The organism is Streptomyces sp. NPDC001493 (assembly GCF_053597235.1).
The window spans coordinates 179,972-202,140 of the sequence record NZ_JBSFHV010000002.1 but is presented as its reverse complement, the minus strand read 5'-3'; the positions used below and the strand labels follow the sequence as shown (position 1 = coordinate 202,140).

Here is a 22,169-nt window from a genome sequence, read left to right as displayed (position 1 = left end):
GGTTACGCGGCCGGTTCCGGCTCGGGCTCCGGCTGGGGCTCGGGCTCCGGCTCGACGGGCTTCTTCACGGACTCCAGGAGAAGCTGCGAGACGTCGACGACCTGGATCGACTCCTTGGCCTTGCCGTCGTTCTTCTTGCCGTTGACCGAGTCGGTCAGCATGACGAGGCAGAACGGGCAGGCCGTCGAGACGATGTCCGGGTTGAGGGAGAGGGCCTCGTCGACACGCTCGTTGTTGATGCGCTTGCCGATCCGCTCCTCCATCCACATCCGCGCGCCGCCGGCGCCGCAGCAGAAGCCGCGCTCCTTGTGGCGGTGCATCTCCTCGTTCCGCAGGCCCGGAACGCTCTTGATGATCTCGCGCGGCGGTGTGTAGACCTTGTTGTGACGGCCCAGGTAGCAGGGGTCGTGGTACGTGATCAGACCCTCGACCGGGGTCACCGGGACGAGCTTGCCCTCGTCCACCAGGTGCTGGAGCAGCTGGGTGTGGTGGATGACCTCGTACTCGCCGCCGAGCTGCGGGTACTCGTTGGCGATGGTGTTGAAGCAGTGCGGGCAGGTGGCGACGATCTTCTTCGTCGCCTTCGCCTTCTTGGTCGAGTCATCGACTGCGCCCTCGTCGTCCAGGGACTCCCCGAACGCCATGTTCAGCATCGCGACGTTCTCCTGGCCGAGCTGCTGGAAGAGCGGCTCGTTGCCGAGGCGGCGGGCGGAGTCACCGGTGCACTTCTCGTCGCCGCCCATGATCGCGAACTTCACGCCCGCGATGTGGAGCAGCTCGGCGAAGGCCTTGGTGGTCTTCTTCGCCCGGTCCTCCAGGGCGCCGGCGCAGCCGACCCAGTAGAGGTAGTCGACCTCGGTGAGGTCCTCGACGTCCTTGCCGACGATCGGGACCTCGAAGTCGACCTCCTTGGTCCACTCGACGCGCTGCTTCTTGGCGAGCCCCCAGGGGTTGCCCTTCTTCTCCAGGTTCTTGAGCATCGTGCCCGCCTCGGACGGGAACGCGGACTCGATCATCACCTGGTAGCGGCGCATGTCGACGATGTGGTCGATGTGCTCGATGTCGACGGGGCACTGCTCGACGCAGGCACCGCAGGTGGTGCAGGACCAGAGGACGTCCGGGTCGATGACACCGTTCTCTTCGGCGGTGCCGATCAGCGGGCGCTCGGCCTCGGCGAGAGCCGCGGCCGGGACGTCCTTGAGCTGTTCCTCGGTCGCCTTCTCGTTGCCCTCCATGTCCTTGCCGCCGCCGGCCAGCAGGTACGGCGCCTTGGCGTGCGCGTGGTCGCGCAGGGACATGATGAGGAGCTTCGGGGAGAGCGGCTTGCCGGTGTTCCAGGCGGGGCACTGCGACTGGCAGCGGCCGCACTCGGTGCAGGTGGAGAAGTCGAGGATGCCCTTCCAGGAGAACTGCTCGACCTGGGAGACACCGAAGACGTCGTCCTCGCCCGGGTCCTCGAAGTCGATCTCCTTGCCGCCGCTGGTCATCGGCTTGAGCTCGCCGAGCGCGACGGCTCCGTCCGCGTTCCGCTTGAACCAGATGTTCGGGAAGGCGAGGAAGCGGTGCCAGGCGACACCCATGTTGGTGTTGAGCCCGACGGTGATCGCCCAGCCCATGGTGACGCCGAGCTTGATCATCGCGGTGAGGTAGACGAGGTTCTGCAGCGTGGAGAGGCTCAGCCCCTTGAACGCGGCGACCAGGGGGTACGAGGCGAAGTACGCGGCCTCGTAGCCGTCCACGTGGTGCAGGGCGCCCTCGAGTCCGCGCAGGGTCATGATCGCGAGGCCGATGACGAGGATGACCGCCTCGACGAAGTACGCCTGGCCCATCTTCGAGCCCGCGAAGCGGGACTTGCGGCCCGGGCGGGACGGCAGGTTGAGCTGGCGGATCGCGATGAGGACGAGGATGCCCACCGTGGTCGCGAGCGCGATGAACTCCGTGTACGCCTCGTACGGCAGCCAGCCGCCGAGGACCGGGAGCACCCAGTCGGCCTTGAACAGCTGTCCGTAGGCCGTGACGATCGTCAGGCCCAGGGTCAGGAAGCCGACGGCGACGAACCAGTGCGCGACGCCGACGATCCCCCACCGGTTCATCCGGGTGTGGCCGACGAACTCCTTGGCCAGGGTGATCGTGCGGTTCTTGGGGTTGTCGGTGCGGCTGCCCGCGGGGACCGGCTGTCCGAGGCGGACGAACCGGTAGATCTGCGCGACGGCTCGGGAAATGAGCGCAACGCCGACCACGGTCAGCACCAGCGACACGATGATCGCGGCGAGTTGCATGTAGGGGCTCCTCGGGCCTGCGAGGGTGGGATTTTGACACTACTAAGCAGTAACTTAATCAGTCTGTGCTGACCCTATCCACTTATTCCAGTGGGCTGTAGCCGGGCAGGCGGTGATCTGTGTCGCTCAGGCCGCCCTTGGCCCGCCGGGTCATTCCACGGAGGGTCGCGCGCACAGGAGTGTGCACGGATTCCGCCAGGATTGCCAGATCGAGCCCGATTCGCTGGATTTGGTTACGGCTCCGGGCCAGGGTCTGGGCGTAGTGCAGGTCGAGCAGGGCCGCCTCGTCCCAGGGCATCCCCGAGCGGGCGCGCACCTGCGCGAGCCCGGTCAGTCCGGGGCGCAGCTCCAGCCGCCAGCAGCGCGGCCCGCCGTCCAGGAGCCGGTGGTCGTCCGGCGCGAGCGGCGCCGGACCGACGAGCGACAGCTCTCCGCGTACGACGTGCACCAGCCGGGAGGCCGCGTCGAGCCTCAGCCGCCGGGTGCGCAGCGAGCGCAGGACGAACAGGCGTCCGCCGAGCCCGGCCCGGGGGTGCGCGTCGAGCACCTTGCGGGGGCCGTGCCGTACGGCGAGGGCGAGGGCGGCGGCCAGCAGGACGGGGGCCGCCAGGAGCAGCAGGGCCGAGCCGAGGGTCACGTCCAGGAGTCGTTTGGCCCCGTCGGCGGGGGGCAGGGTCGGGTCCGGTGGCCGTGCGCCGCCGTTCGCCGGGGTGGCCGCGGGCCTTCGCCGCCATGGTGCGGGCCGCCGAGGGGGCCGGACCGGCTGGAGTGACTGCCACCATGCGCCGCCGCTCTGTCTGTAGCGCCGCTGCCTCGCGTTCCGCATCGCGCCCGCCCGGGGTTCGGAGTTCGGTGGGGGCCGGAACCGGTGCGTTTTGACCGGCTCACGGCATTTTGTGACAGAACAATCCCACGGTGCGATGGTGGGACGGGGGGAGTGGCGCGCGCCGCGTTCTGCGTGTCTCGCCGAAGGGTGCGGCGGGGGCGGCGACCGTGCCGATCGTGTGGTGCGGGAGGTGCGCACGGGGTGTGCGTGAGGTGCCCGCGGGCCCGGTCGTGCGGCGCACGAGGCGTACGTGGGGTGTGCGCGGGGCGTTCGCCCGGGGTGCGGGAGGGGTGCGTACCCGTGTTGAGCTGGGGGTTCACCGTATGGCGCCGGGGATCGGCACTTAAGTTGAGTCGGCATGACTCAGGTCTGTTGACTCTTCGGCGGGTGTCGTGCATCCTTGAGTCAGATCCGCTCAAGTAGTTCTTCAGGAGGAATCGAAATGGCACGTGCGGTCGGCATCGACCTGGGCACGACTAACTCCGTCGTCAGCGTTCTCGAAGGCGGCGAGCCCACCGTCATCACCAACGCCGAAGGCGCCAGGACCACGCCGTCCGTCGTCGCCTTCGCCAAGAACGGCGAGGTGCTCGTCGGCGAGGTGGCCAAGCGTCAGGCCGTCACCAACGTCGACAGGACCATCCGCTCCGTCAAGCGCCACATGGGCACTGACTGGAAGATCGACCTCGACGGCAAGTCCTTCAACCCGCAGCAGATGAGCGCCTTCATCCTGCAGAAGCTGAAGCGCGACGCCGAGGCGTACCTGGGCGAGAAGGTGACCGACGCGGTCATCACCGTCCCGGCGTACTTCAACGACTCCGAGCGTCAGGCGACGAAGGAGGCCGGTGAGATCGCGGGCCTCAACGTCCTGCGCATCGTCAACGAGCCGACCGCCGCCGCGCTGGCGTACGGCCTCGACAAGGACGACCAGACGATCCTCGTCTTCGACCTCGGTGGCGGCACCTTCGACGTGTCGCTCCTGGAGATCGGTGACGGCGTCGTCGAGGTGAAGGCCACCAACGGTGACAACCACCTCGGTGGTGACGACTGGGACCAGCGTGTCGTCGACCACCTGGTGAAGCAGTTCGCCAACGGCCACGGCGTGGACCTGTCCAAGGACAAGATGGCTCTCCAGCGTCTCCGCGAGGCCGCGGAGAAGGCGAAGATCGAGCTCTCGTCCTCGACCGAGACCACGATCAACCTCCCCTACATCACGGCGTCCGCCGAGGGCCCGCTGCACCTGGACGAGAAGCTCACGCGCTCCCAGTTCCAGCAGCTGACCGCCGACCTGCTGGACCGGTGCAAGAGCCCGTTCCACAACGTCATCAAGGACGCGGGCATCGCGCTCTCCGAGATCGACCACGTCGTTCTCGTCGGTGGCTCGACCCGTATGCCGGCCGTCGCCGAGCTCGTCAAGGAGCTGACCGGTGGCCAGGACGCCAACAAGGGCGTGAACCCGGACGAGGTCGTCGCCATCGGCGCCTCGCTCCAGGCCGGTGTCCTGAAGGGTGAGGTCAAGGACGTCCTGCTCCTCGACGTCACCCCGCTGTCCCTGGGTATCGAGACCAAGGGCGGCATCATGACCAAGCTCATCGAGCGGAACACGACGATCCCGACCAAGCGGTCCGAGATCTTCACCACCGCCGAGGACAACCAGCCCTCCGTGCAGATCCAGGTCTACCAGGGCGAGCGCGAGATCGCGGCGTACAACAAGAAGCTCGGGATGTTCGAGCTGACGGGTCTGCCGCCGGCCCCGCGCGGCGTGCCGCAGATCGAGGTCACCTTCGACATCGACGCCAACGGCATCATGCACGTCGGAGCCAAGGACCTCGGCACCGGCAAGGAGCAGAAGATGACCGTCACCGGTGGCTCCTCGCTGCCGAAGGACGAGGTCAACCGGATGCGCGAAGAGGCCGAGCAGTACGCCGACGAGGACCACCGTCGCCGTGAGGCCGCCGAGTCGCGCAACCAGGGCGAGCAGCTCGTCTACCAGACGGAGAAGTTCCTCAAGGACAACGAGGACAAGGTCCCCGGCGACGTCAAGACGGAGGTGGAGACCGCGATCGGCGAGCTGAAGGAGAAGCTCAAGGGCGAGGACACCGCCGAGATCCGTACGGCCACCGAGAAGGTCGCCGCCGTCTCCCAGAAGCTGGGCCAGGCGATGTACGCCAACGCCCAGGCCGATGGCGCGGCCGCCGGTGAGCCCGGTGCCGAGCAGGCCCGTCCGGCCGACGACGACGTCGTCGACGCCGAGATCGTGGACGACGAGAAGGACAGCAAGGGCGGTGCGGTGTGACGGAGGAGACCCCGGGCTTCGAGGAGAAGCCCGACGTCCCCTCCGGCGCCACCGACGACGACGCCGAGCCGAAGGCCGCCTCCGAGGAGGCGGCCCCGGCCGGGGACGCTGACCAGACCGCAGGTCTGACCGCACAGCTGGACCAGGTACGCACGGCGCTCACCGAGCGCACCGCGGACCTCCAGCGGCTTCAGGCCGAGTACCAGAACTACCGTCGCCGCGTCGAGCGGGACCGGGTCACGGTGAAGGAGATCGCCTCGGCGAACCTCCTGACCGAGCTCCTCCCCGTCCTCGACGACGTCGGCCGGGCCCGCGAGCACGGTGAGCTCGTCGGCGGCTTCAAGTCGGTGGCCGACTCCCTGGAGTCGATCGTCACCAAGCTGGGTCTCCAGCAGTTCGGCGAGGAGGGCGAGCCCTTCGACCCGACGATCCACGAAGCCCTGATGCACAGCTACGCGCCGGACGTCACGGAGACGACCTGCGTGGCGATCCTGCAGCCGGGGTACCGCTTCGGGGAGCGCACCATCCGCCCCGCGCGGGTGGCCGTCGCGGAGCCGCAGCCGGGCGCCACGCCCGCCGCGGCGAAGGAAGAGAAGGCAGACGACGAGGAGAGCGGTGGACCTACGGAGGTCTGACATCACGTCGGACCACCCGGTCGCACACCGACCGGCCGGACGGCCGGCCCCAGGGCCGGCCGTCAGGGCCTCGTCCAGGAACCGGCGTCGACCGGGGAGCGACAGCGCTCCCCGTGAGCCGGACATGTCGTACGCGAGAGGCCCACGGCCGATCGTCCGGAAGGAGGGACGTCGATGAGCACGAAGGACTTCGTCGAGAAGGACTACTACAAGGTCCTCGGCGTCCCGAAGGACGCCACCGACGCCGAGATCAAGAAGGCGTACCGGAAGCTCGCCCGCGAGTTCCACCCGGACGCCAACAAGAGCGACGCGAAGGCCGAGGAGCGCTTCAAGGAGATCTCCGAGGCGAACGACGTCCTCGGGGACGCCAAGCGGCGCAAGGAGTACGACGAGGCGCGCGCCCTCTTCGGCAACGGCGGGTTCCGGCCCGGTCCCGGTGCCGGGGGCGGTTTCCCCGGCGGCTTCGACCTGGGCGACCTCTTCGGGGGTGCCCAGGGCGGTGCGGGCCAGGGCGGCGGCGGATTCGGCGGCGGGGGCGGGCTCGGCGACGTGTTCGGCGGGCTGTTCAACCGCGGCGGCGCCGCCGGTACCCGGGTGCAGCCGCGCCGGGGCCAGGACATCGAGACCGAGGTGACGCTCAGCTTCACCGAGGCCGTCGACGGGGCCACGGTCCCGCTGCGGATGTCCAGCCAGGCACCCTGCAAGGCGTGTTCCGGCACCGGTGACAAGAACGGCACCCCGCGGGTCTGCCCGACCTGCGTCGGTACGGGGCAGGTCTCGCGCGGCAGCGGTGGCGGGTTCTCGCTCACCGACCCGTGCGTGGACTGCAAGGGCCGCGGCCTGATCGCCGAGAACCCCTGTGAGGTCTGCAAGGGCAGCGGTCGCGCCAAGTCCGCCCGCACCATGCAGGTCCGCATCCCGGCGGGCGTCTCCGACGGGCAGCGCATCCGGCTGCGCGGCAAGGGCGGCCAGGGCGAGCGCGGCGGTCCGGCCGGCGACCTCTACGTCGCCGTCCACGTCGACGCGCACCCGGTCTTCGGCCGCAAGGGCGACAACCTCACCGTCACCGTGCCCGTCACCTTCCCGGAGGCGGCGCTCGGCGGCGAGGTGAAGGTGCCCACGCTGGGTGGCCCTCCGGTCACCCTCAAGATCCCCGCCGGTACCCCGAACGGACGTACGATGCGCGCCCGTGGCAAGGGCGCCGTGCGCAAGGACGGCACCCGGGGCGACCTGCTCGTCACCGTGGAGGTCGCGGTCCCCACCGAGCTGGGCGACGAAGCCAGGGAAGCGCTGGAGGCCTACCGCAAGGCGACCGCGATCGAGGACCCGCGGGCCGACCTGTTCCAGGCCGCGAAGGGAGCTTGAGATGGACGGCCGCCGACGTAACCCGTACGAACTGACCGACGAGACCCCGGTGTACGTGATCTCGATCGCGGCCCAGCTCTCGGGCCTGCACCCGCAGACGCTCCGTCAGTACGACCGCCTCGGCCTGGTCTCCCCGGACCGCACGGCCGGCCGCGGACGGCGTTACTCGGCCCGTGACATCGAACTGCTGCGCACCGTCCAGCAGTTGTCCCAGGACGAGGGCATCAACCTGGCCGGCATCAAGCGCATCATCGAGCTGGAGAACCAGGTCGCCGCGCTCCAGCAGCGCGTCGCCGAGCTGGCCGACGCGGTGGACGGGGCGGCGGTCGCCATGCGGCAGGCCGAGGCCCAGGTGCACGCCTCGTACCGGCGCGACCTCGTGCCGTACCAGGACGTGCAGCAGACCAGTGCGCTGGTCGTCTGGCGGCCCAAGCGGCCGAAGGACTGACGCCGGACGGGCGCGTGCCGCCCGTCCCGCGCGTGGGGCCCGCCTTCCGGTGATTCCGGAGGGCGGGCCCTTCGTCGTGCGGGGGTGCGGGCCCTTCCGTCGTGCGGGGGTGCCGCGGTGCGGTGCCGGCTGTCAGTCGTCCTCGTTGAGGATGCCCGACTGGGCGATCAGGAAGCCGAGTTGGGCGCGGCTGCTGCTGCCGAGGGTGGCGGCGAGCTTGGCGATGTGCGCGCGGCAGGTGCGTACGTTCATCCCGAGCCGGCGCGCGATCGAGTCGTCCACGTGCCCCTCGACGAGGAGGTGGGCGATGGACCGCTGGACGGCGCTGATGCCGTCCGGCGTGGGCTCGTACCGAACCTCCTCCAGCAGCGGGGTGGCGCGGGTCCAGAACTTCTCGAAGACCGACGCGAGATAGGCGACCAGCCCCGGGTGTCGGAGCTCCAGGGCGACTTGACGGTCGTCCTGGGCAGGGATGAAGGCGACGGTGCGGTCGAAGATGATGAGCCGCTCGATGAGCTCCTCGGACGTCCTGATCTCCACGTTCACGTCGGCGATGCGTTCCGCGTAGGCCAGGGTGCTGGGGCTGTAGCGGACCGTGTGCTGGTACAGCGTCCGCATCCGGATGCCGCGGTCCACGACGGAGAGGCCGCGCTCCAGCGCCTTGCCCAGCCGGTCCTCGTTCCGGCCGCCGCCGGGCTGGATGGTGAGGACCTCGGTGCGGCACTCCGCGGTGGCGATGTCCAGTGCGCCGTTGATACGGTTCACGCCCTCCAGCACGGTGATGGCGTGGGTGGCGGGCGGCCCCTGGGCGCTGATCTCCATGAACGGCTGGAAGGACTGGGTGAGCCGGACCGAGTGCCGTCTGCGCTCCTGAATCTCGCGCTCCAGGGGGTTCACGTGCTGCGCGAGCGCGGTGGACGGCGGTACGGGCCGCAGCCAGTCCGGGTCGTCGGGATCGGCGTGCAACAGGGCGAACTCCATGAGACACGGTGCGGGTTCGACCTCGTCGCGCGCGATGCGTCCGGAGCGCAGTGCGCCCGAATAGAGACGCTTTCCGTCCTCACACAGTTCGGTGATCCCGTGAGGATGTGTCGTTTTTGTGTTACTTGTGATCATTTCTCCACCCCCCAGGTTCCTGAACATGCAAGAACATGATGCATCGACTCTGTGGTGTTCACAGGGTCGCGTGAGACATCGTCTTAGGAGCGGGGGAGATGAATCCACAAGTGAGGACGAAGCCGATTATGGATAAGCGAATGCTTCGCTCGGTGCTTGCCGCCTCGTTCGTCGCGGCCTTGGGTTTTGGGCTGGTGGGCGCGGGCGACATCGGCTGGGACGGTGAGGCGGCTGCTGTCCCGGGGGACATTGGCTGGGACAACACGGCTCAGAAGACGCCCGGTGACATCGGCTGGGACTCGCTGAACTCGGTTCAGGGCGACATCGGCTGGGACTCGCTGGCCAAGGCTCAGGGTGACATCGGCTGGGACTCGTTGAACAAGGTCCAGGGTGACATCGGCTGGGACTCGCTGGCTGCCGTCCAGGCGGACATCGGCTGGCCCGTGCCGGGCAAGGGCCAGGGTGACATCGGCTGGGACTCGTTGAACAAGGTCCAGGGCGACATCGGTTGGGACTCGCTCGCCGCGGTCCAGGCCGACATCGGCTGGGACTCGTTGAACAAGGTCCAGGGTGACATCGGCTGGGACTCGCTTCCGGCCTCCGCAGACGCATGACCACCCCGCCGGACGACCGGATCTTCCGGCGCGAGATGGCTTCGGCCTATCGCTCGGGGTGGCACTTCGTCGACCTGCTCACCGCTCTGCCGGGCCCGGGTGACTCGTTGATGGTCACCCTGCTCGGTGAACCTGTGGTCGTCGTGATGGAGGAGGGCGAAGAGATCAGCGCCTACCGCTGTCTGCGCAGGCCACGTGGCGCCCCACAGCCCGTCCGCTGCGCGGTCCGGTACGGCATGATCTTCGTCAATCTGGACCAGCGCGACCATGAACTGTTCGACCCCGAGACCATTTCCGCCACCCCCCGAAGCGCTTGAGCGATTCCCCCGAAGTACAGCATCGCTCAAGTGCTGTCCCCCACACAGCGGCGCCACCGTGACCTGACACGGTGGCGCCGTTGTGCTTGCCCCGGGACATTTCGCCGGCCCCGTCCTGGGCCCGCCTTTCCCGTCCGACGCTCATGGTCAGGCGCGGCCCAGTGCCCGGTCCAGGGCGATCTCGATGACCACGCGGGTCGGGTTGACCCTCGGTTCGCGCCCGTACCGCTCGGTGTGGCGGCGTTCGGCGTCCTCGACGACCTCCCGCTCCGTACGGATCGTCGCGCGGCCCTCCAGCGTGGCCCAGCGCGCGCGGTGCATCTGGCAGACCGCGACCCGCGCCCCCTCGGGCCCCGCCGCCCGGATGTGGGCGACCTTGCGGCTGCCGCCGTCGGTGATGATGCGGGCCAGTCCCGCCCCGGGGTCGTACGTCACGCAGACGGGCACCACGTGCGGGGTGCCGTCCGGGCGCAGGGTGGTCAGGGTGCAGAGGTGGTACTCGCGCCAGAAGGCGAGGTACTCGGGGCTGGGGTTGCGCACGTCGACGGCCATGTCCGAAGCGTATGAGCCGCCCCGCGGCGCGCTTCTGGCGCCCTCGCCGGGCCCGGTTCGCTCGAATCCCAGCCTTGAGTGGAATAGACTCAACTTTGTGCACGTTGGTCGAAGCATGGGCCAGGTGGACAGCCTGGGTAAGACGCGATCGTTGAGGAGGAGACAGCGCACGTGGACGCCGAGCTGACGAACAAGAGCAGGGACGCCCTCACCGCGGCCACCAGCAGGGCCGTGAAGGACGGACACCCCGATCTCACCCCCGCACACCTGCTGCTCGCGCTGCTCGCGGGTGAGGACAACGAGAACATCATCGATCTGCTGGCCGCCGTGGAGGCCGACCAGGCCGCCGTACGCACGGAGACCGAGCGGCTGCTCGGCGCGCTGCCCAGCGTCACCGGTTCCACCGTGGCACCGCCGCAGCCCAACCGCGAGCTGCTCGCCGTCGTCGAGGACGCCGCGCGCCGCGCCAAGGACCTCGGTGACGAGTACGTCTCCACCGAGCACCTGCTGATCGCGGTGGCGGAGAAGGGTGGCCGGGCCGGTGAGATCCTCGGAGCTCAGGGGGCCAGTGCGAAGAAGCTGCTGGCCGCGTTCGAGAAGAGCAGGGGAGGGCGACGGGTGACCACACCCGACCCGGAGGGTCAGTACAAGGCCCTGGAGAAGTTCGGTACGGACTTCACGGCCGCGGCCCGTGAGGGCAAGCTCGACCCGGTCATCGGCCGGGACCAGGAGATCCGCCGCGTCGTACAGGTGCTGTCGCGCCGTACGAAGAACAACCCGGTCCTCATCGGCGAACCCGGCGTCGGCAAGACCGCCGTCGTCGAAGGGCTCGCCCAGCGCATCGTCAAGGGCGACGTGCCCGAGTCGCTGCGCGACAAGCGGCTGGTCTCCCTCGACCTCGGGGCGATGGTCGCGGGCGCGAAGTACCGCGGCGAGTTCGAGGAGCGGCTGAAGACCGTCCTCTCCGAGATCAAGGAGAGCGACGGCAAGGTCATCACCTTCATCGACGAGCTGCACACCGTCGTCGGCGCCGGAGCGGGCGGCGACTCCGCCATGGACGCGGGCAACATGCTCAAGCCCATGCTGGCCCGCGGCGAGCTGCGGATGGTCGGCGCGACCACGCTCGACGAGTACCGCGAGCGGATCGAGAAGGACCCCGCCCTGGAGCGCCGCTTCCAGCAGGTGCTGGTCGCCGAGCCGAGCGTCGAGGACACCATCGCGATCCTGCGTGGACTCAAGGGGCGTTACGAGGCGCACCACAAGGTCTCCATCGCGGATGCCGCGCTGGTGGCCGCCGCGACCCTGTCCGACCGCTACATCACCTCCCGCTTCCTCCCGGACAAGGCGATCGACCTCGTGGACGAGGCCGCCTCCCGGCTGCGCATGGAGATCGACTCCTCGCCCGTCGAGATCGACGAGCTCCAACGCGCCGTGGACCGCCTCCACATGGAGGAGCTGGCGCTGAAGAACGAGACCGACCCCGCCTCCCGGCAGCGGCTGGAGAAGCTCCGCCGCGACCTCGCCGACAAGGAGGAGGAGCTGCGCGGCCTCACCGCCCGCTGGGAGAAGGAGAAGCAGGGCCTCAACCGGGTCGGCGAGCTGAAGGAACGCCTCGACGACCTGCGCGGCCAGGCCGAACGCGCCCAGCGTGACGGTGACTTCGACACCGCGTCCAAGATCCTCTACGGCGAGATCCCGGGCCTGGAGCGAGAGTTGGAGGAGGCCACCGAGGAAGAGCAGGTGGCGGCCGAGACGCCCAAGGAGACCCTGGTCAAGGACGAGGTCGGCTCCGACGACATCGCCGACGTGGTCGGCGCCTGGACGGGCATCCCGGCCGGCCGGCTGCTGGAGGGCGAGACGCAGAAGCTGCTGCGGATGGAGGAGGAGCTCGGCAAGCGCCTGATCGGCCAGAGCGAGGCCGTCCGCGCGGTGTCGGACGCGGTGCGCCGCACCCGGGCCGGGATCGCCGACCCGGACCGTCCCACCGGCTCGTTCCTCTTCCTCGGCCCCACCGGCGTCGGCAAGACGGAGCTGGCGAAGGCGCTGGCGGACTTCCTCTTCGACGACGAACGGGCCATGGTCCGTGTCGACATGAGCGAGTACAGCGAGAAGCACAGCGTCGCCCGGCTCGTCGGCGCCCCGCCCGGCTACGTCGGTTACGAGGAGGGCGGCCAGCTGACGGAGGCGGTCCGCCGCCGCCCGTACAGCGTCGTCCTGCTGGACGAGGTGGAGAAGGCGCACCCGGAGGTCTTCGACATCCTGCTCCAGGTGCTGGACGACGGCCGGCTCACGGACGGCCAGGGCCGGACGGTGGACTTCCGCAACACCATCCTGATCCTGACGTCCAACCTCGGCAGCCAGTTCCTGGTCGACCCGCTGCTCAAGCCCGAGGCGAAGAAGGACCGGGTGCTGGAGGTCGTACGGGCCTCGTTCAAGCCGGAGTTCCTGAACCGGCTGGACGACCTGGTCGTCTTCTCCGCGCTCACCGGCGACGAACTCGCGCACATCGCGGGGCTCCAGATCGGCCGCCTCGCCAAGCGGCTCGCCGACCGGCAGCTGACCCTCGACGTCACCCCGGCCGCGCTGGCCTGGCTCGCCGAGAAGGGCAACGACCCGGCCTACGGCGCCCGGCCGCTGCGCCGCCTCATCCAGACGGCGATCGGCGACCAGCTCGCCCGGGAGATCCTCGCGGGCGAGATCGCGGACGGCGACACCGTACGCGTGGACGTGTTCGGGGACGCGGAGTCCGGCGGGGACGGCGGGCTCATCGTGGGGGCGGTGCGCTGAGGTCCGCGGACCGGAGCCGGCGGGGGCGAGGGGTACGGGGACGGCGGCGCGCCGTCCTCGTACCCGACGGCCCTGCCGGTCCTGGCCGCCGATCCTGTCCGCCGGGAGCGGATCGGGCCCGTTGGGGGTTGCCATTCCCCGCCCGCCATGGGGGAGGATGGCGTACAACCGCACGAAGGGAAATAACGGTGAGCATCGATCCGTCCTCGATTCCTAATTTCGGGGGCCAGCCCGAACCGCAGGCGGCAGGACCGGAGGGCCCCGTCGTCCCTGACCAGGACCTCGTCAAGCAGCTCCTGGAGCAGATGGAGCTCAAGTTCGTCGTCGACGACGAGGGCGACCTCGCGGCGCCGTGGGAAGAGTTCCGTACGTACTTCATGTTCCGCGGCGAGGCGGACCAGCAGGTCTTCTCGGTGCGGACGTTCTACGACCGCCCGCACGCCCTCGACCAGCGCGCCGTCCTGCTGGACGCCATCGACGACTGGAACCGCCGCACCCTGTGGCCCAAGGTCTACACGCACTCCCACGAGGGCGAGGAGGGCGAGGCCGGTTCGGTCCGCCTGATCGGTGAGGCGCAGATGCTCATCGGCACCGGCGTCGCCCTGGAGCACTTCGTCTCCTCGACGGTGAGCTGGGTCCGCGCCTCCATCGAGTTCGACAAGTGGCTCGTCGAGCGCCTCGGCCTCGCGCCGGCCGAGGACAAGGCCGAAGAGTCCGCGGACGAGACGCCCGAGGGCTGACCCACCGCGCTCGGCACCCCGCACGACGCACCCGCACGACGCGCTCGCACGACGCCCGGCCGGGGCGGCGGTCACCACGACCGCCGCCCCGGCCGTCGGTGTTTCCGGGCGGGCGGGCGACTGGGGCCCGGCGGGCCGCGCTCCGGATCAGTGATTCCGCAGCCCGGCCAGCCTTCCGACCGCCTCTTCCAGGAAGCCTTCCGCTTGCAGAAGGTCAAGGCGCGCGCATCGAAGGCCGGACAGCCTCCCTTGAAATCAGATCGTGATCTGAGTACGCTCTGATTATGTCTACCGCGCGTCTGGAAGCAGAAACGGAATCCGTCTCCTTCACCGATCTCTCCCGCAACCCCAAAGGCGTCGCGGCCAGAGCTGCCGCCCTGGGGCGGCTTCGAGTCACACATCGGGACGCACCAGACATGGTGCTGACCACGGCTGCCCGCGCGGAGGACGCGGAGGAGAACCTGACCACCGCCTCGCGGCTTTTCCTCGCGCTGATGAAGCAGGACGACGGTGCCAGGGCGCTCCTCCTCGCACTGCCCGAGGTGTTCCCCTGGGCGCGGCACCTGGACGCGGAAGAGGTCCGGGCCTTCACTGTCGAGCTTCTCGAAGCCCTGTCGGACGCCGCCGAGCTGGGGGCGGGAGAGGCCGTGCACCGCGCGATCGTCTCCTGGCGCGCCACAGCTCGCATCAATGCTGATCCCGAACAGCTCAGGGAATCGCTGCGTCCGCTCGATGGTGATGACCTCGGCCAGGTCGAGGTGCGTGGGTGAGCCCGAAGGAGGGAGACCGAGTCAGCGTTCCGCCCCTCCACGGGTGGAACGTCGTCTTCGGGACCACAGAGGCGGTGACGGGTTGGGAGGAACTGTGTCGCGTGGCCCTGCCGAGCGCGCATCGCTGCCTGGACGCTCTCCGGGGTGACCCCCTGACCCGGTCCAACTGGAATCGTCAGCATCAGTTGCGCGGCAGGCACGCCACCAAGGCGTGGAAGGGATCCGACCTGGAACAGTGGGAGTACGAGGTCACCAGCGGTGGTCGAGTGCGCTACCTGGTCAGTGTGGAGACCTCTACCGTGATCCTCGTGTACGCCTCCCCGCGACATCCCAAGGACACCGAGTGAACCGTGTTCGCTTCGGGTGCGGGGCTTGAGCAGGCCCCGCACCCCGAAGTGAACCGCCGGCGCTCTTTTCGCGCTCCCTGTCAGACCGCCAATCGCTTGAGGCGGGTGACCGCCTCTTCCAGCACACCCTGCCGCTTGCAGAACGCGAACCGTACCTGGGTGCGGCCCGCCTCCCGGTCGTCGTAGAAGACGGAGTTGGGGACGGCGACGACGCCGGCGCGCTCCGGGAGGGAGCGGCAGAAGGCGATGCCGTCCTTCTCGCCCAGGGGGGCGACGTCGGTGGTGACGAAGTACGTCCCCTGGGGCACGTACGCCTCGAAGCCGGCGGCGGTGAGGCCGGCGACGAGGAGGTCGCGCTTGGCGCGCAGGTCCTCGCGGAAGGCGGTGAAGAACGCGTCGGGGAGGGCCAGGGCCTCGGCCACGGCGTACTGGAGGGGGCCGCCGCTCACGAAGGTGAGGTACTGCTTCGCGGTGCGGACGGCGGTGACCAGGGCGGCGGAGCCGGTGACCCAGCCGATCTTCCAGCCGGTGAACGAGAACGTCTTGCCGGCCGAGGAGATGGAGACCGTCCGGTCGCGCATCCCGGGCAGGGAGATGAGGGGAACGTGGTCCCCGTCGAAGGCGAGGTGCTCGTAGACCTCGTCGGTGACGACCAGGAGGTCGTGTTCGACGGCGAGTTCGGCGATGGCGGACAGCTCCTCGGGTGTGAGGACCATGCCGGTCGGGTTGTGCGGGCTGTTCAGGAGGAGCAGCCGGGTGCGCGGGGTGATGGCGTCCCGGAGCGCGTCCAGGTCGGGGCGGAAGTCCGGGGCGCGCAGGGTGAGGGGGACGCGGACGCCGCCTGCCATGGCGATGCACGCCGCGTACGAGTCGTAGAAGGGCTCGAAGGCGATGACCTCGTCGCCCGGCTCCAGGAGGGCCAGCATGCTCGCGGCGATGGCCTCGGTGGCGCCCGCGGTGACCAGGACCTCGGTGTCGGGGTCGAAGCCGAGGCCGTAGAAGCGCTGCTGGTGCCCGGAGACCGCCCGGCGGAGCTCCGGGATGCCCGGGCCCGGCGGGTACTGGTTGCCCTTGCCCTCGCGCAGGGCGCGGACCGCGGCCTCGCGGACCTCCTCGGGGCCGTCGGTGTCGGGGAAGCCCTGTCCCAGGTTGATGGCTCCGGTCGTGAGCGCCAGGGCCGACATCTCCGCGAAGATCGTCGTCCCGTGCCCGTCCAGCCTGCGGTTCAGCAGTGGCCTGCGGCTCATCTCTCCACCGTCCTCGATGCGGGCCGGCGTCTCCGGGACCCGTGGTCATCCTGTCGGCAAGCTCTGGAGATGCTCAAGTCCGCTTTGGCGCGGATGCGGGCGGGGCATCCCGCAGGCATCCGGATCGGTATTCGGAGGCGGCGGGGGCCGCCACGGGGGACGGAAGGATGTGAGGGCGGTGGCGTACGTCCTGATGGCGCTGATCGCGCTGGCGGTCGCGGGGGTCGTCGTGACGGCCGTGCGGTGGTCGGGGAGGAACCGGCCGGCGTCCGGCGGGTTCGCGACCCGGAGCGGACCGCGCGGATACACGGTGAGTACGAAGAAGGCGCGCCGCTCGTCGGGGCGCGGGCGGTCGTCCGGGGACAGCTGGTGGGCCGGTGACGGCGGCTCGTCCGGGGATGGTGGTTCCAGCCACTCGGGCGGGCACTCCGGGGGGCATTCCGGCGGGCACTCGTGCGGAGGCGGCCACTCGTGCGGCGGTGGGTCCTCGTGCGGCGGGGGAGGTGGCTGCGGCGGCGGCAGCTGACGCGGTCCGGTGCGCCCGGTGGGCGCTGAGGAATTTCGGGGCCCGGCCGGGGTGATCAACTCCGGTCGGGCCCCGTCGTGTTGTGGATCTTCGACGCCGCCGGTGGCACACGGGGGCTTTCTGGTTGAACAGTTGAGCTGTATTGCCCCCCAGGGGATGGAAACCACGTCAAGTTGGTCAAAAACGCGGTGAGTGCGGCGTAGTTCGTGATTCCCTCGTTTGACAGAACATTTCAGCCCACGGACCCCAGTTGGGCCGGATCTGGCGCTTCCCTCCTCCCACGTCTCTCCTCCGGCGGCGCCCCCTGCTCATGTGTCCCTGCGTTTGCGGAGCCGACCCATGCTCACGTCCCTCCAGACGGCCTATTCCGACACCCGCGCTGCCGACCTGGCGTGGGCGCTCGGCAGGGAGCCGCTGCCCGCCCTCGCCGTGCTGGATCTCCAGCTCGGCGGCGCCACCATGCAGTTGAGGCTGCTCGGCGCCTCTCACCAGGTCCTGTTGGAGGAGGGCGGCCTCACCTGTTCGGAGACCGTGGCCTGCCTCCCCGGAACACGAACCCCGCTGCCGCTGGGGGTGGCCGAGCAGCTCGGCGACCGGGAGTACGAGTTCGCCGCGCGCGTGGAGACCCTCAACGAGGGCCAGTTCGCCGCGCGGGCACAGGAGTTGCTCGCCCTGGTGGCCGAGCACCCGCACGGGCTGGCGGGCACCTTTCCGGGCAGCCCCTACGCCTTCACCGCGATGCTGGCCCAGCGCTCGGAGGGGCAGGTGCGGTGGCGTACGTGGCACGCGTACCCGCAGGACGGGCAGTTGGTCGCCACGCGGACCCGGGTCGGAGTGCGGATCCCGGCGCCGCAGGGCGGTGTGGTGGTGCCCAGGACGGGGGTGGGTGCGGGGTCGGGGGTGGTCGCCGGGAGCGTTCCGTCGTTCGTGGAGCGCTCAACTCCCGTGATGGCTACGGCTTTTCAGGCCGCTTCGGCCGTGTCCGGGGTGGCCGCTGTTTCCGCCGGGGCCGGTGCGCCCGCCCTGGTGCTCTGAGGTGACCGAAAAGCGTGCGGCGTGCGGGGTGTTGGCGTGCGCCGGGGGGCGGTCGGCGCACGCCGGGCGCTCGCTGCGAAGCCTCAGGTGCACCCTTGCGGGTGACAGGATGCGAAGGAATCGTGACGTAGCGTTCCCGACATGATCGACCAGCAGGTGCCCCTTCTCGGGGGTGCGGCACCCCTTCCCGTACGCCCGCGGACCGGCCGCTTCCTCGTGCTGGCCTCCGTGTTCGTCTGCGCCGCCTGCGGTCTGGTGTACGAGCTCGAACTGGTCGCCATGGCTTCGTACTTGATCGGCGACTCCGTGACCCAGGCCTCGGTGGTGCTCTCCGTGATGGTCTTCGCGATGGGCATCGGCTCGCTGCTCGCGAAACGTTTGCGCTGCCACGCGGCCGTCGGCTTCGCCCTGATCGAGGTGGCGCTCGCGCTGGTCGGCGGGTTCTCCGCCCTCGTGCTCTACGCCTCCTTCGCCTGGCTCGGGGAGTCGCGCGTCGCGCTGGTCGGGTTCTCGGTGGCGATCGGCGTGCTGATCGGGGCGGAGATCCCGCTGCTGATGACGCTGATCCAGCGGGTCGACCGGCAGGACGCGGGCGGCACCGTCGCGGACCTCTTCGCCGCGGACTACGTGGGCGCCCTGGTCGGCGGCCTCGCCTTCCCCTTCCTGCTGCTGCCGATGCTGGGGCAGCTGACCGGCGCGCTGTTCACCGGTGCGGTCAACGCGGCGGCGGGCGGGGCCCTGATCCTCTGGCTCTTCCGCCGCGACCTCACCACCCGGTCCCGCTGGCTCCTCGTCCTCGCCGGGATCTGCGCGATGGCGCTGCTGGCCACCGCCACCGTGCTGGTGGACGACTTCGAGCGGGCCGCGCGCCGGGCGGTCTACGGGGGCGAGGTGCGGGTCGCGGTGCAGACGGGGGTGCAGGAGGTCGTCCTCACCGGCTCCGGGCGCGACACCCTCGACCTCTACCTCGACGGCCGGCTGCGGGTCAGCGCCCGCGACGAGTCCCGGTACCACGAGGCCCTCGTGCACCCCGCGATGCGCGGGCCGCACGCCCGGGTGCTGGTGCTCGGCGGCGGTGACGGGCTGGCCGCCCGCGAGGTGCTGCGCTACCCCGACGTGACCCGGGTGACGGTGGTCGAGCTGGACCCGGGGGTCACCCGGCTGGCCCGTACCGACCCCGCGCTCTCCGCGCTCAACGCCCGGGCCTACGAGGACCCGCGGCTGACGGCCGTCAACGCGGACGCGTTCACCTGGCTGCGGTCCGCGCACGACCGCTACGACGTGGTCATATCCGATCTGCCCGATCCGGGGATCACCGCGAGCACCAAGCTGTACTCCGCCGAGTTCTACGGCCTGGTCAGGCGGGCGGTCGCCCCGGGCGGCCGGTTCGTGGTGCACGCGGGGCCGCCGGGGAAGCGCCCGCGCACCTACTGGACGGTGGACGCCACCGTGCACGCGGCGGGCATGGCGACCCGGCCGTACCGGGTCCTCGGGCGGCGTACCGGGTTCGGCGCGAGTCCGGACCGGGTGCCGGGCGACACGGGCGCCGAGGAGGACTGGGGCTTCGTGCTGGCGGCCCCGGGCGGTGCGCCGCCGGTGCTCGGGCTCGGCCCCGGAACCCCCGCCCTGCGGTCCCTCGGCGCGGAAGGGCTGGCGGCGGCCGGCCGGGCCGCGGAGGCGATGCGGCTGCCGGGGCAGCCGCCGTCCACATTGCTGCATCCGCGCTACGCCTCGGAGACCTGACGCGACGGGCGGAGCGTGAGTAGGCTCGGATTCATGGAGCATGAGGTGTTCGTTCCGGTTCCGGTCGCGTCCCTGCGGAGCGCGCTCGGCGATCCCGTCAGGGTGGCGCGCTGCGTCCCGTCCCTCCAGCAGGACGCGGCCGCGTCCGCGCCGCTCGCCGGCCGGCTGCGGTTCCGGGTGGACGGCCACACGATCACCTACCGGGGCGCCCTGGAGCTCACCGCGGCGGGCGAGGACACCGTCTCCGTCACCGGGGAGGGCACCGCCGCCCGGGGCGCGGGCGCGGTGAAGCTGGCCCTGACGATCGCCCTGGAGGACTCCGGGAGCGAGGAAGAGGGCGCGTCCGGTACGACGATCCGCTACACGGGCACCGCCACCGGCGACGGCCGGCTCGCCGAGCTCGACGCCGAGGCCGTTCGCGTCGCCGCCCGTCGGCTGCTCGACCGGTTCACCCAGCAGCTCGTCACGGAGAGCCTGGCCGCCCACGGGACGCCGGGGACTCCGGGGGCCGGTGAGGCGGGTGAGGCGCCCGGAACGGCCGGTACGCCTCCCGTCGAGTCGCCTCCCGCCGCCGCTCCGTACGAGGACGCCGACAGCAGCACCGGCATCGAGGCGCAGGCGGACGCGGAGACGCGTCCCGACGGGGGCGACACCGACACCCCGGCCGGTGCGGGCACCGGGTCCCTCTTCGACGCCCCGGTGCCGCCCCCCTCGCTCGGCGCGAGCGCCGACATCGAGTTCGCCGTCCCGGACGAGCCGCCGGCCGAGGCCGCGCACGCCCGGCGCACCATGATCGGGCGGAGCGCCGAGGAGGTGGACCACGCGCCGCCGCGCGGCCGGTACGCGCCCGTGCCCTCGCCGGAGACCACCACCGCCTCCTCCACCCTGCGGTGGGTGGCCCCGGCGGCGGCTCTCGCCATCGCCTCCGCCGTGGTCGTGGGGCGGGCGCTGCGGCGCCGTGGGTGAGCGCGACAGTAGGGTCGTTCCGTGAGTAGCGAGAAGAGCATCCGGCTGACCGCCGGCGACGCCGAGTTGACCATCGACCCCGTCCGGGGGTGCCGGATCACCAGCCTGCGGATCGCGGGCACCGAACTGCTGCGCCAGGGCGAGCGGTACGGCTGCTTCCCCATGGTGCCGTGGGTCGGGAGAACCGCGTACGGCGAGTTCCGCAACGGCGACACGGTGCACACCCTGCCGCTCAATTCGCCGCCGCACGCCATCCACGGCACGGGCCGCGACACCTCCTGGACCACCGCGCGGGAGCTGGAGGGAGAGGCCGCCTTCTACTACGACCTCGCCGAACCGTGGCCGTACCAGGGGCGGGTGACGCAGACCTTCGCACTCTCCGGGGACGCCCTGACGATTCGCATGTCCGTGGAGACGTACGGCGACTCCTTCCCGGCCCAGGCCGGCTGGCACCCCTGGTTCCTGCGGAACATCGGCGGCCAGGACGCCCAGCTCTCCTTCGACGCCGCCTGGCAGGAGGAGCGCGGCGCGGACCACATGCCGACCGGCCGCAGGATCGACCCGCTCCCCGGTCCCTGGGACGACTGCTTCGGGATGCCGGAGGGCGTGAAGGCCACGGTCACCTGGCCGGAGCAGCTGGAGCTGACCGTCACCAGCCGCGACGAGTGGGTCGTGATCTACGACGAGCAGGACGAGGCGCTCTGCGTGGAACCGCAGTCCGGCCCGCCGAACGGGCTGAATTCCACTCCGCGCCTGGTCACGCCGATCGAGCCGCTGGAGATGGAGACCACCTGGAGCTGGGCTCGGCTCTGAGGGAGTCCGCCCCGCCACGTACTCTCGACGGTATGACTGACGTACGCGCTGACCTGCTCCAGCAGATCAAGGACAAGGCCGTGGTGCACGGCAAGGTGACCCTCTCCTCGGGTCTGGAAGCCGACTGGTACATCGACCTGCGCCGGGTCACGCTGGACGGCAAGGCCGCGCCGCTGGTCGGCCAGGTCATGCTCGACGCCACCGCCGAGCTCGACTACGACTGCGTCGGCGGTCTGACCCTGGGTGCCGACCCGGTCGCCACCTCGATGCTGCACGCCTCCGCCGCGCGTGGTGGCTCGCTGGACGCCTTCGTCGTCCGCAAGGCGCAGAAGGCGCACGGGATGCAGCGCCGCATCGAGGGCACCGACGTCAAGGGCCGCCGCTGCCTGGTGGTCGAGGACACCTCGACCACCGGTGGATCGCCGCTGACCGCCGTCGAGGCCGTTCGCGAGGCCGGTGGCGAGGTCGTCGCCGTCGCCACGATCGTGGAGCGGGGCGCTGCCCCGGCCATCGCCGAGGCCGGACTGCCGTACCTGCACGTCTACTCGGTCGCCGATCTCGACCTGGCCTGAGCCAACCAGAGGGGAGCTTCCCCTCTGACCTGCGGTTTTCTCCGGGGCGCACCGTTTCACGTGAAACGGTGCGCCCCGGACCCGTTTCTACGGGGGTCCTCCGGGTGGAGTCCCCGCAGGAGTCTGGGAAGATGGGCACGACGATGACGTCGCCCCCAGGTCAGGGACCAGCACTGCA

At 70.5% G+C, this 22,169-nt stretch carries 19 protein-coding genes and 1 pseudogene; 15 read left to right on the top strand and 5 right to left on the bottom strand.

What is annotated here, in order from left to right:
- Positions 1-2: 2 nt before the first annotated feature.
- Together ACWCWD_RS03435 and ACWCWD_RS03430 are read right to left on the bottom strand one after the other, a co-directional pair.
- Positions 3-2,279, bottom strand: a complete 2,277-nt coding sequence (locus tag ACWCWD_RS03435) for a (Fe-S)-binding protein (RefSeq protein WP_450769898.1) — start codon at positions 2,277-2,279, stop codon at positions 3-5.
- An 82-nt stretch (positions 2,280-2,361) separates the two neighbouring features.
- Positions 2,362-2,916, bottom strand: a complete 555-nt coding sequence (locus tag ACWCWD_RS03430; protein ID WP_450769897.1) for a sugar transferase — start codon at positions 2,914-2,916, stop codon at positions 2,362-2,364.
- 631 nt (positions 2,917-3,547) lie between these two features.
- On the opposite strand from ACWCWD_RS03430, the gene dnaK reads away from it, so the two are divergent.
- The 4 genes from dnaK to ACWCWD_RS03410 all read left to right on the top strand — a co-directional run bounded on the left by dnaK (position 3,548) and on the right by ACWCWD_RS03410 (position 7,846).
- The gene (gene dnaK / locus ACWCWD_RS03425) at positions 3,548-5,398 is read left to right on the top strand and encodes a molecular chaperone DnaK (RefSeq protein WP_327176988.1); all 1,851 of its coding nucleotides are present in this window, start codon (positions 3,548-3,550) and stop codon (positions 5,396-5,398) included.
- A complete protein-coding gene (gene grpE, locus ACWCWD_RS03420) occupies positions 5,395-6,033 on the top strand; it encodes a nucleotide exchange factor GrpE (protein WP_450769895.1) in 639 nt (212 codons plus the stop codon). Before dnaK ends, grpE begins: the two co-directional genes overlap by 4 nt.
- Before the next feature lie 174 nt (positions 6,034-6,207).
- Positions 6,208-7,398 (top strand): molecular chaperone DnaJ, encoded by a 1,191-nt coding sequence (dnaJ, locus tag ACWCWD_RS03415; protein WP_450769893.1) that lies wholly within the window; start codon positions 6,208-6,210, stop codon positions 7,396-7,398.
- 1 nt (position 7,399) lies between these two features.
- Positions 7,400-7,846: a heat shock protein transcriptional repressor HspR gene (locus tag ACWCWD_RS03410; protein ID WP_450769891.1), complete on the top strand. Its 447-nt coding sequence runs from the start codon at positions 7,400-7,402 to the stop codon at positions 7,844-7,846.
- Positions 7,847-7,978: 132 nt separating this feature from the next.
- Here ACWCWD_RS03410 and ACWCWD_RS03405 read toward each other — a convergent pair whose 3' ends face one another.
- Positions 7,979-8,962 carry a helix-turn-helix transcriptional regulator gene (locus tag ACWCWD_RS03405; protein WP_450769890.1) on the bottom strand — a complete coding sequence of 328 codons (984 nt, stop codon included), beginning with the start codon at positions 8,960-8,962 and terminating at the stop codon, positions 7,979-7,981.
- A gap of 140 nt (positions 8,963-9,102) precedes the next feature.
- Here ACWCWD_RS03405 and ACWCWD_RS03400 point away from each other — a divergent pair, with 140 nt between their 5' ends.
- Positions 9,103-9,576 carry a hypothetical protein gene (locus ACWCWD_RS03400; protein ID WP_450769888.1) on the top strand — a complete coding sequence of 158 codons (474 nt, stop codon included), beginning with the start codon at positions 9,103-9,105 and terminating at the stop codon, positions 9,574-9,576.
- The gene (locus ACWCWD_RS03395) at positions 9,573-9,893 is read left to right on the top strand and encodes a (2Fe-2S)-binding protein (RefSeq protein WP_450769886.1); all 321 of its coding nucleotides are present in this window, start codon (positions 9,573-9,575) and stop codon (positions 9,891-9,893) included. The genes ACWCWD_RS03400 and ACWCWD_RS03395 overlap by 4 nt, the downstream gene beginning before the upstream one ends.
- Positions 9,894-10,040: 147 nt before the next feature.
- Here ACWCWD_RS03395 and ACWCWD_RS03390 read toward each other — a convergent pair whose 3' ends face one another.
- Positions 10,041-10,445 carry a pyridoxamine 5'-phosphate oxidase family protein gene (locus tag ACWCWD_RS03390; RefSeq protein ID WP_450769884.1) on the bottom strand — a complete coding sequence of 135 codons (405 nt, stop codon included), beginning with the start codon at positions 10,443-10,445 and terminating at the stop codon, positions 10,041-10,043.
- 171 nt (positions 10,446-10,616) lie between these two features.
- On the opposite strand from ACWCWD_RS03390, the gene clpB reads away from it, so the two are divergent.
- From clpB to ACWCWD_RS03370, 4 genes are all read left to right on the top strand, one after another.
- Positions 10,617-13,232: an ATP-dependent chaperone ClpB gene (gene clpB, locus ACWCWD_RS03385; protein WP_450769882.1), complete on the top strand. Its 2,616-nt coding sequence runs from the start codon at positions 10,617-10,619 to the stop codon at positions 13,230-13,232.
- 188 nt (positions 13,233-13,420) lie between these two features.
- Entirely contained in the window at positions 13,421-13,972 is a 552-nt protein-coding gene (locus tag ACWCWD_RS03380; protein ID WP_450769880.1) for a YbjN domain-containing protein, read from the top strand.
- A gap of 284 nt (positions 13,973-14,256) precedes the next feature.
- On the top strand, positions 14,257-14,742 hold the full coding sequence (locus tag ACWCWD_RS03375; protein ID WP_450769878.1) for a prevent-host-death family protein: 486 nt from the start codon (positions 14,257-14,259) through the stop codon (positions 14,740-14,742).
- Between the two features lie 101 nt (positions 14,743-14,843).
- Positions 14,844-15,089: a hypothetical protein gene (locus tag ACWCWD_RS03370; protein ID WP_450769877.1), complete on the top strand. Its 246-nt coding sequence runs from the start codon at positions 14,844-14,846 to the stop codon at positions 15,087-15,089.
- An 80-nt stretch (positions 15,090-15,169) separates the two neighbouring features.
- On the opposite strand, the gene ACWCWD_RS03365 is transcribed toward ACWCWD_RS03370, so the two are convergent.
- Entirely contained in the window at positions 15,170-16,336 is a 1,167-nt protein-coding gene (locus tag ACWCWD_RS03365; protein ID WP_450769876.1) for a pyridoxal phosphate-dependent aminotransferase, read from the bottom strand.
- An 865-nt stretch (positions 16,337-17,201) separates the two neighbouring features.
- Here ACWCWD_RS03365 and ACWCWD_RS03360 point away from each other — a divergent pair.
- From ACWCWD_RS03360 to pyrE, 5 genes and pseudogenes are all read left to right on the top strand, one after another.
- Positions 17,202-17,714, top strand: a pseudogene (locus ACWCWD_RS03360) (DUF2617 family protein); the annotation flags it as partial.
- 324 nt (positions 17,715-18,038) lie between these two features.
- Entirely contained in the window at positions 18,039-19,640 is a 1,602-nt protein-coding gene (locus ACWCWD_RS03355) for a polyamine aminopropyltransferase (protein ID WP_450769874.1), read from the top strand.
- 33 nt (positions 19,641-19,673) lie between these two features.
- Positions 19,674-20,606, top strand: a complete 933-nt coding sequence (locus tag ACWCWD_RS03350) for an SRPBCC domain-containing protein (protein ID WP_450769873.1) — start codon at positions 19,674-19,676, stop codon at positions 20,604-20,606.
- A 21-nt stretch (positions 20,607-20,627) separates the two neighbouring features.
- Positions 20,628-21,419, top strand: a complete 792-nt coding sequence (locus ACWCWD_RS03345) for an aldose epimerase family protein (RefSeq protein WP_450769871.1) — start codon at positions 20,628-20,630, stop codon at positions 21,417-21,419.
- A gap of 32 nt (positions 21,420-21,451) precedes the next feature.
- Positions 21,452-21,991: an orotate phosphoribosyltransferase gene (gene pyrE / locus ACWCWD_RS03340; RefSeq protein WP_450769870.1), complete on the top strand. Its 540-nt coding sequence runs from the start codon at positions 21,452-21,454 to the stop codon at positions 21,989-21,991.
- The last annotated feature ends 178 nt before the right edge of the window (positions 21,992-22,169 follow it).

Bases quoted from the DNA above. Each gene is read 5' to 3' on its own strand.
- ACWCWD_RS03435 (WP_450769898.1), bottom strand. From the start codon at position 2,279: ATGCAACTCGCCGCGATCATCGTGTCGCTGGTGCTGACCGTGGTCGGC.
- dnaK (WP_327176988.1), top strand. From the start codon at position 3,548: ATGGCACGTGCGGTCGGCATCGACCTGGGCACGACTAACTCCGTCGTC.
- dnaJ (WP_450769893.1), top strand. From the start codon at position 6,208: ATGAGCACGAAGGACTTCGTCGAGAAGGACTACTACAAGGTCCTCGGC.
- ACWCWD_RS03410 (WP_450769891.1), top strand. From the start codon at position 7,400: ATGGACGGCCGCCGACGTAACCCGTACGAACTGACCGACGAGACCCCG.
- ACWCWD_RS03405 (WP_450769890.1), bottom strand. From the start codon at position 8,962: ATGATCACAAGTAACACAAAAACGACACATCCTCACGGGATCACCGAA.
- ACWCWD_RS03400 (WP_450769888.1), top strand. From the start codon at position 9,103: ATGCTTCGCTCGGTGCTTGCCGCCTCGTTCGTCGCGGCCTTGGGTTTT.
- ACWCWD_RS03395 (WP_450769886.1), top strand. From the start codon at position 9,573: ATGACCACCCCGCCGGACGACCGGATCTTCCGGCGCGAGATGGCTTCG.
- ACWCWD_RS03390 (WP_450769884.1), bottom strand. From the start codon at position 10,445: ATGGCCGTCGACGTGCGCAACCCCAGCCCCGAGTACCTCGCCTTCTGG.
- ACWCWD_RS03375 (WP_450769878.1), top strand. From the start codon at position 14,257: ATGTCTACCGCGCGTCTGGAAGCAGAAACGGAATCCGTCTCCTTCACC.
- ACWCWD_RS03365 (WP_450769876.1), bottom strand. From the start codon at position 16,336: ATGAGCCGCAGGCCACTGCTGAACCGCAGGCTGGACGGGCACGGGACG.
- ACWCWD_RS03355 (WP_450769874.1), top strand. From the start codon at position 18,039: ATGATCGACCAGCAGGTGCCCCTTCTCGGGGGTGCGGCACCCCTTCCC.
- ACWCWD_RS03350 (WP_450769873.1), top strand. From the start codon at position 19,674: ATGGAGCATGAGGTGTTCGTTCCGGTTCCGGTCGCGTCCCTGCGGAGC.
- pyrE (WP_450769870.1), top strand. From the start codon at position 21,452: ATGACTGACGTACGCGCTGACCTGCTCCAGCAGATCAAGGACAAGGCC.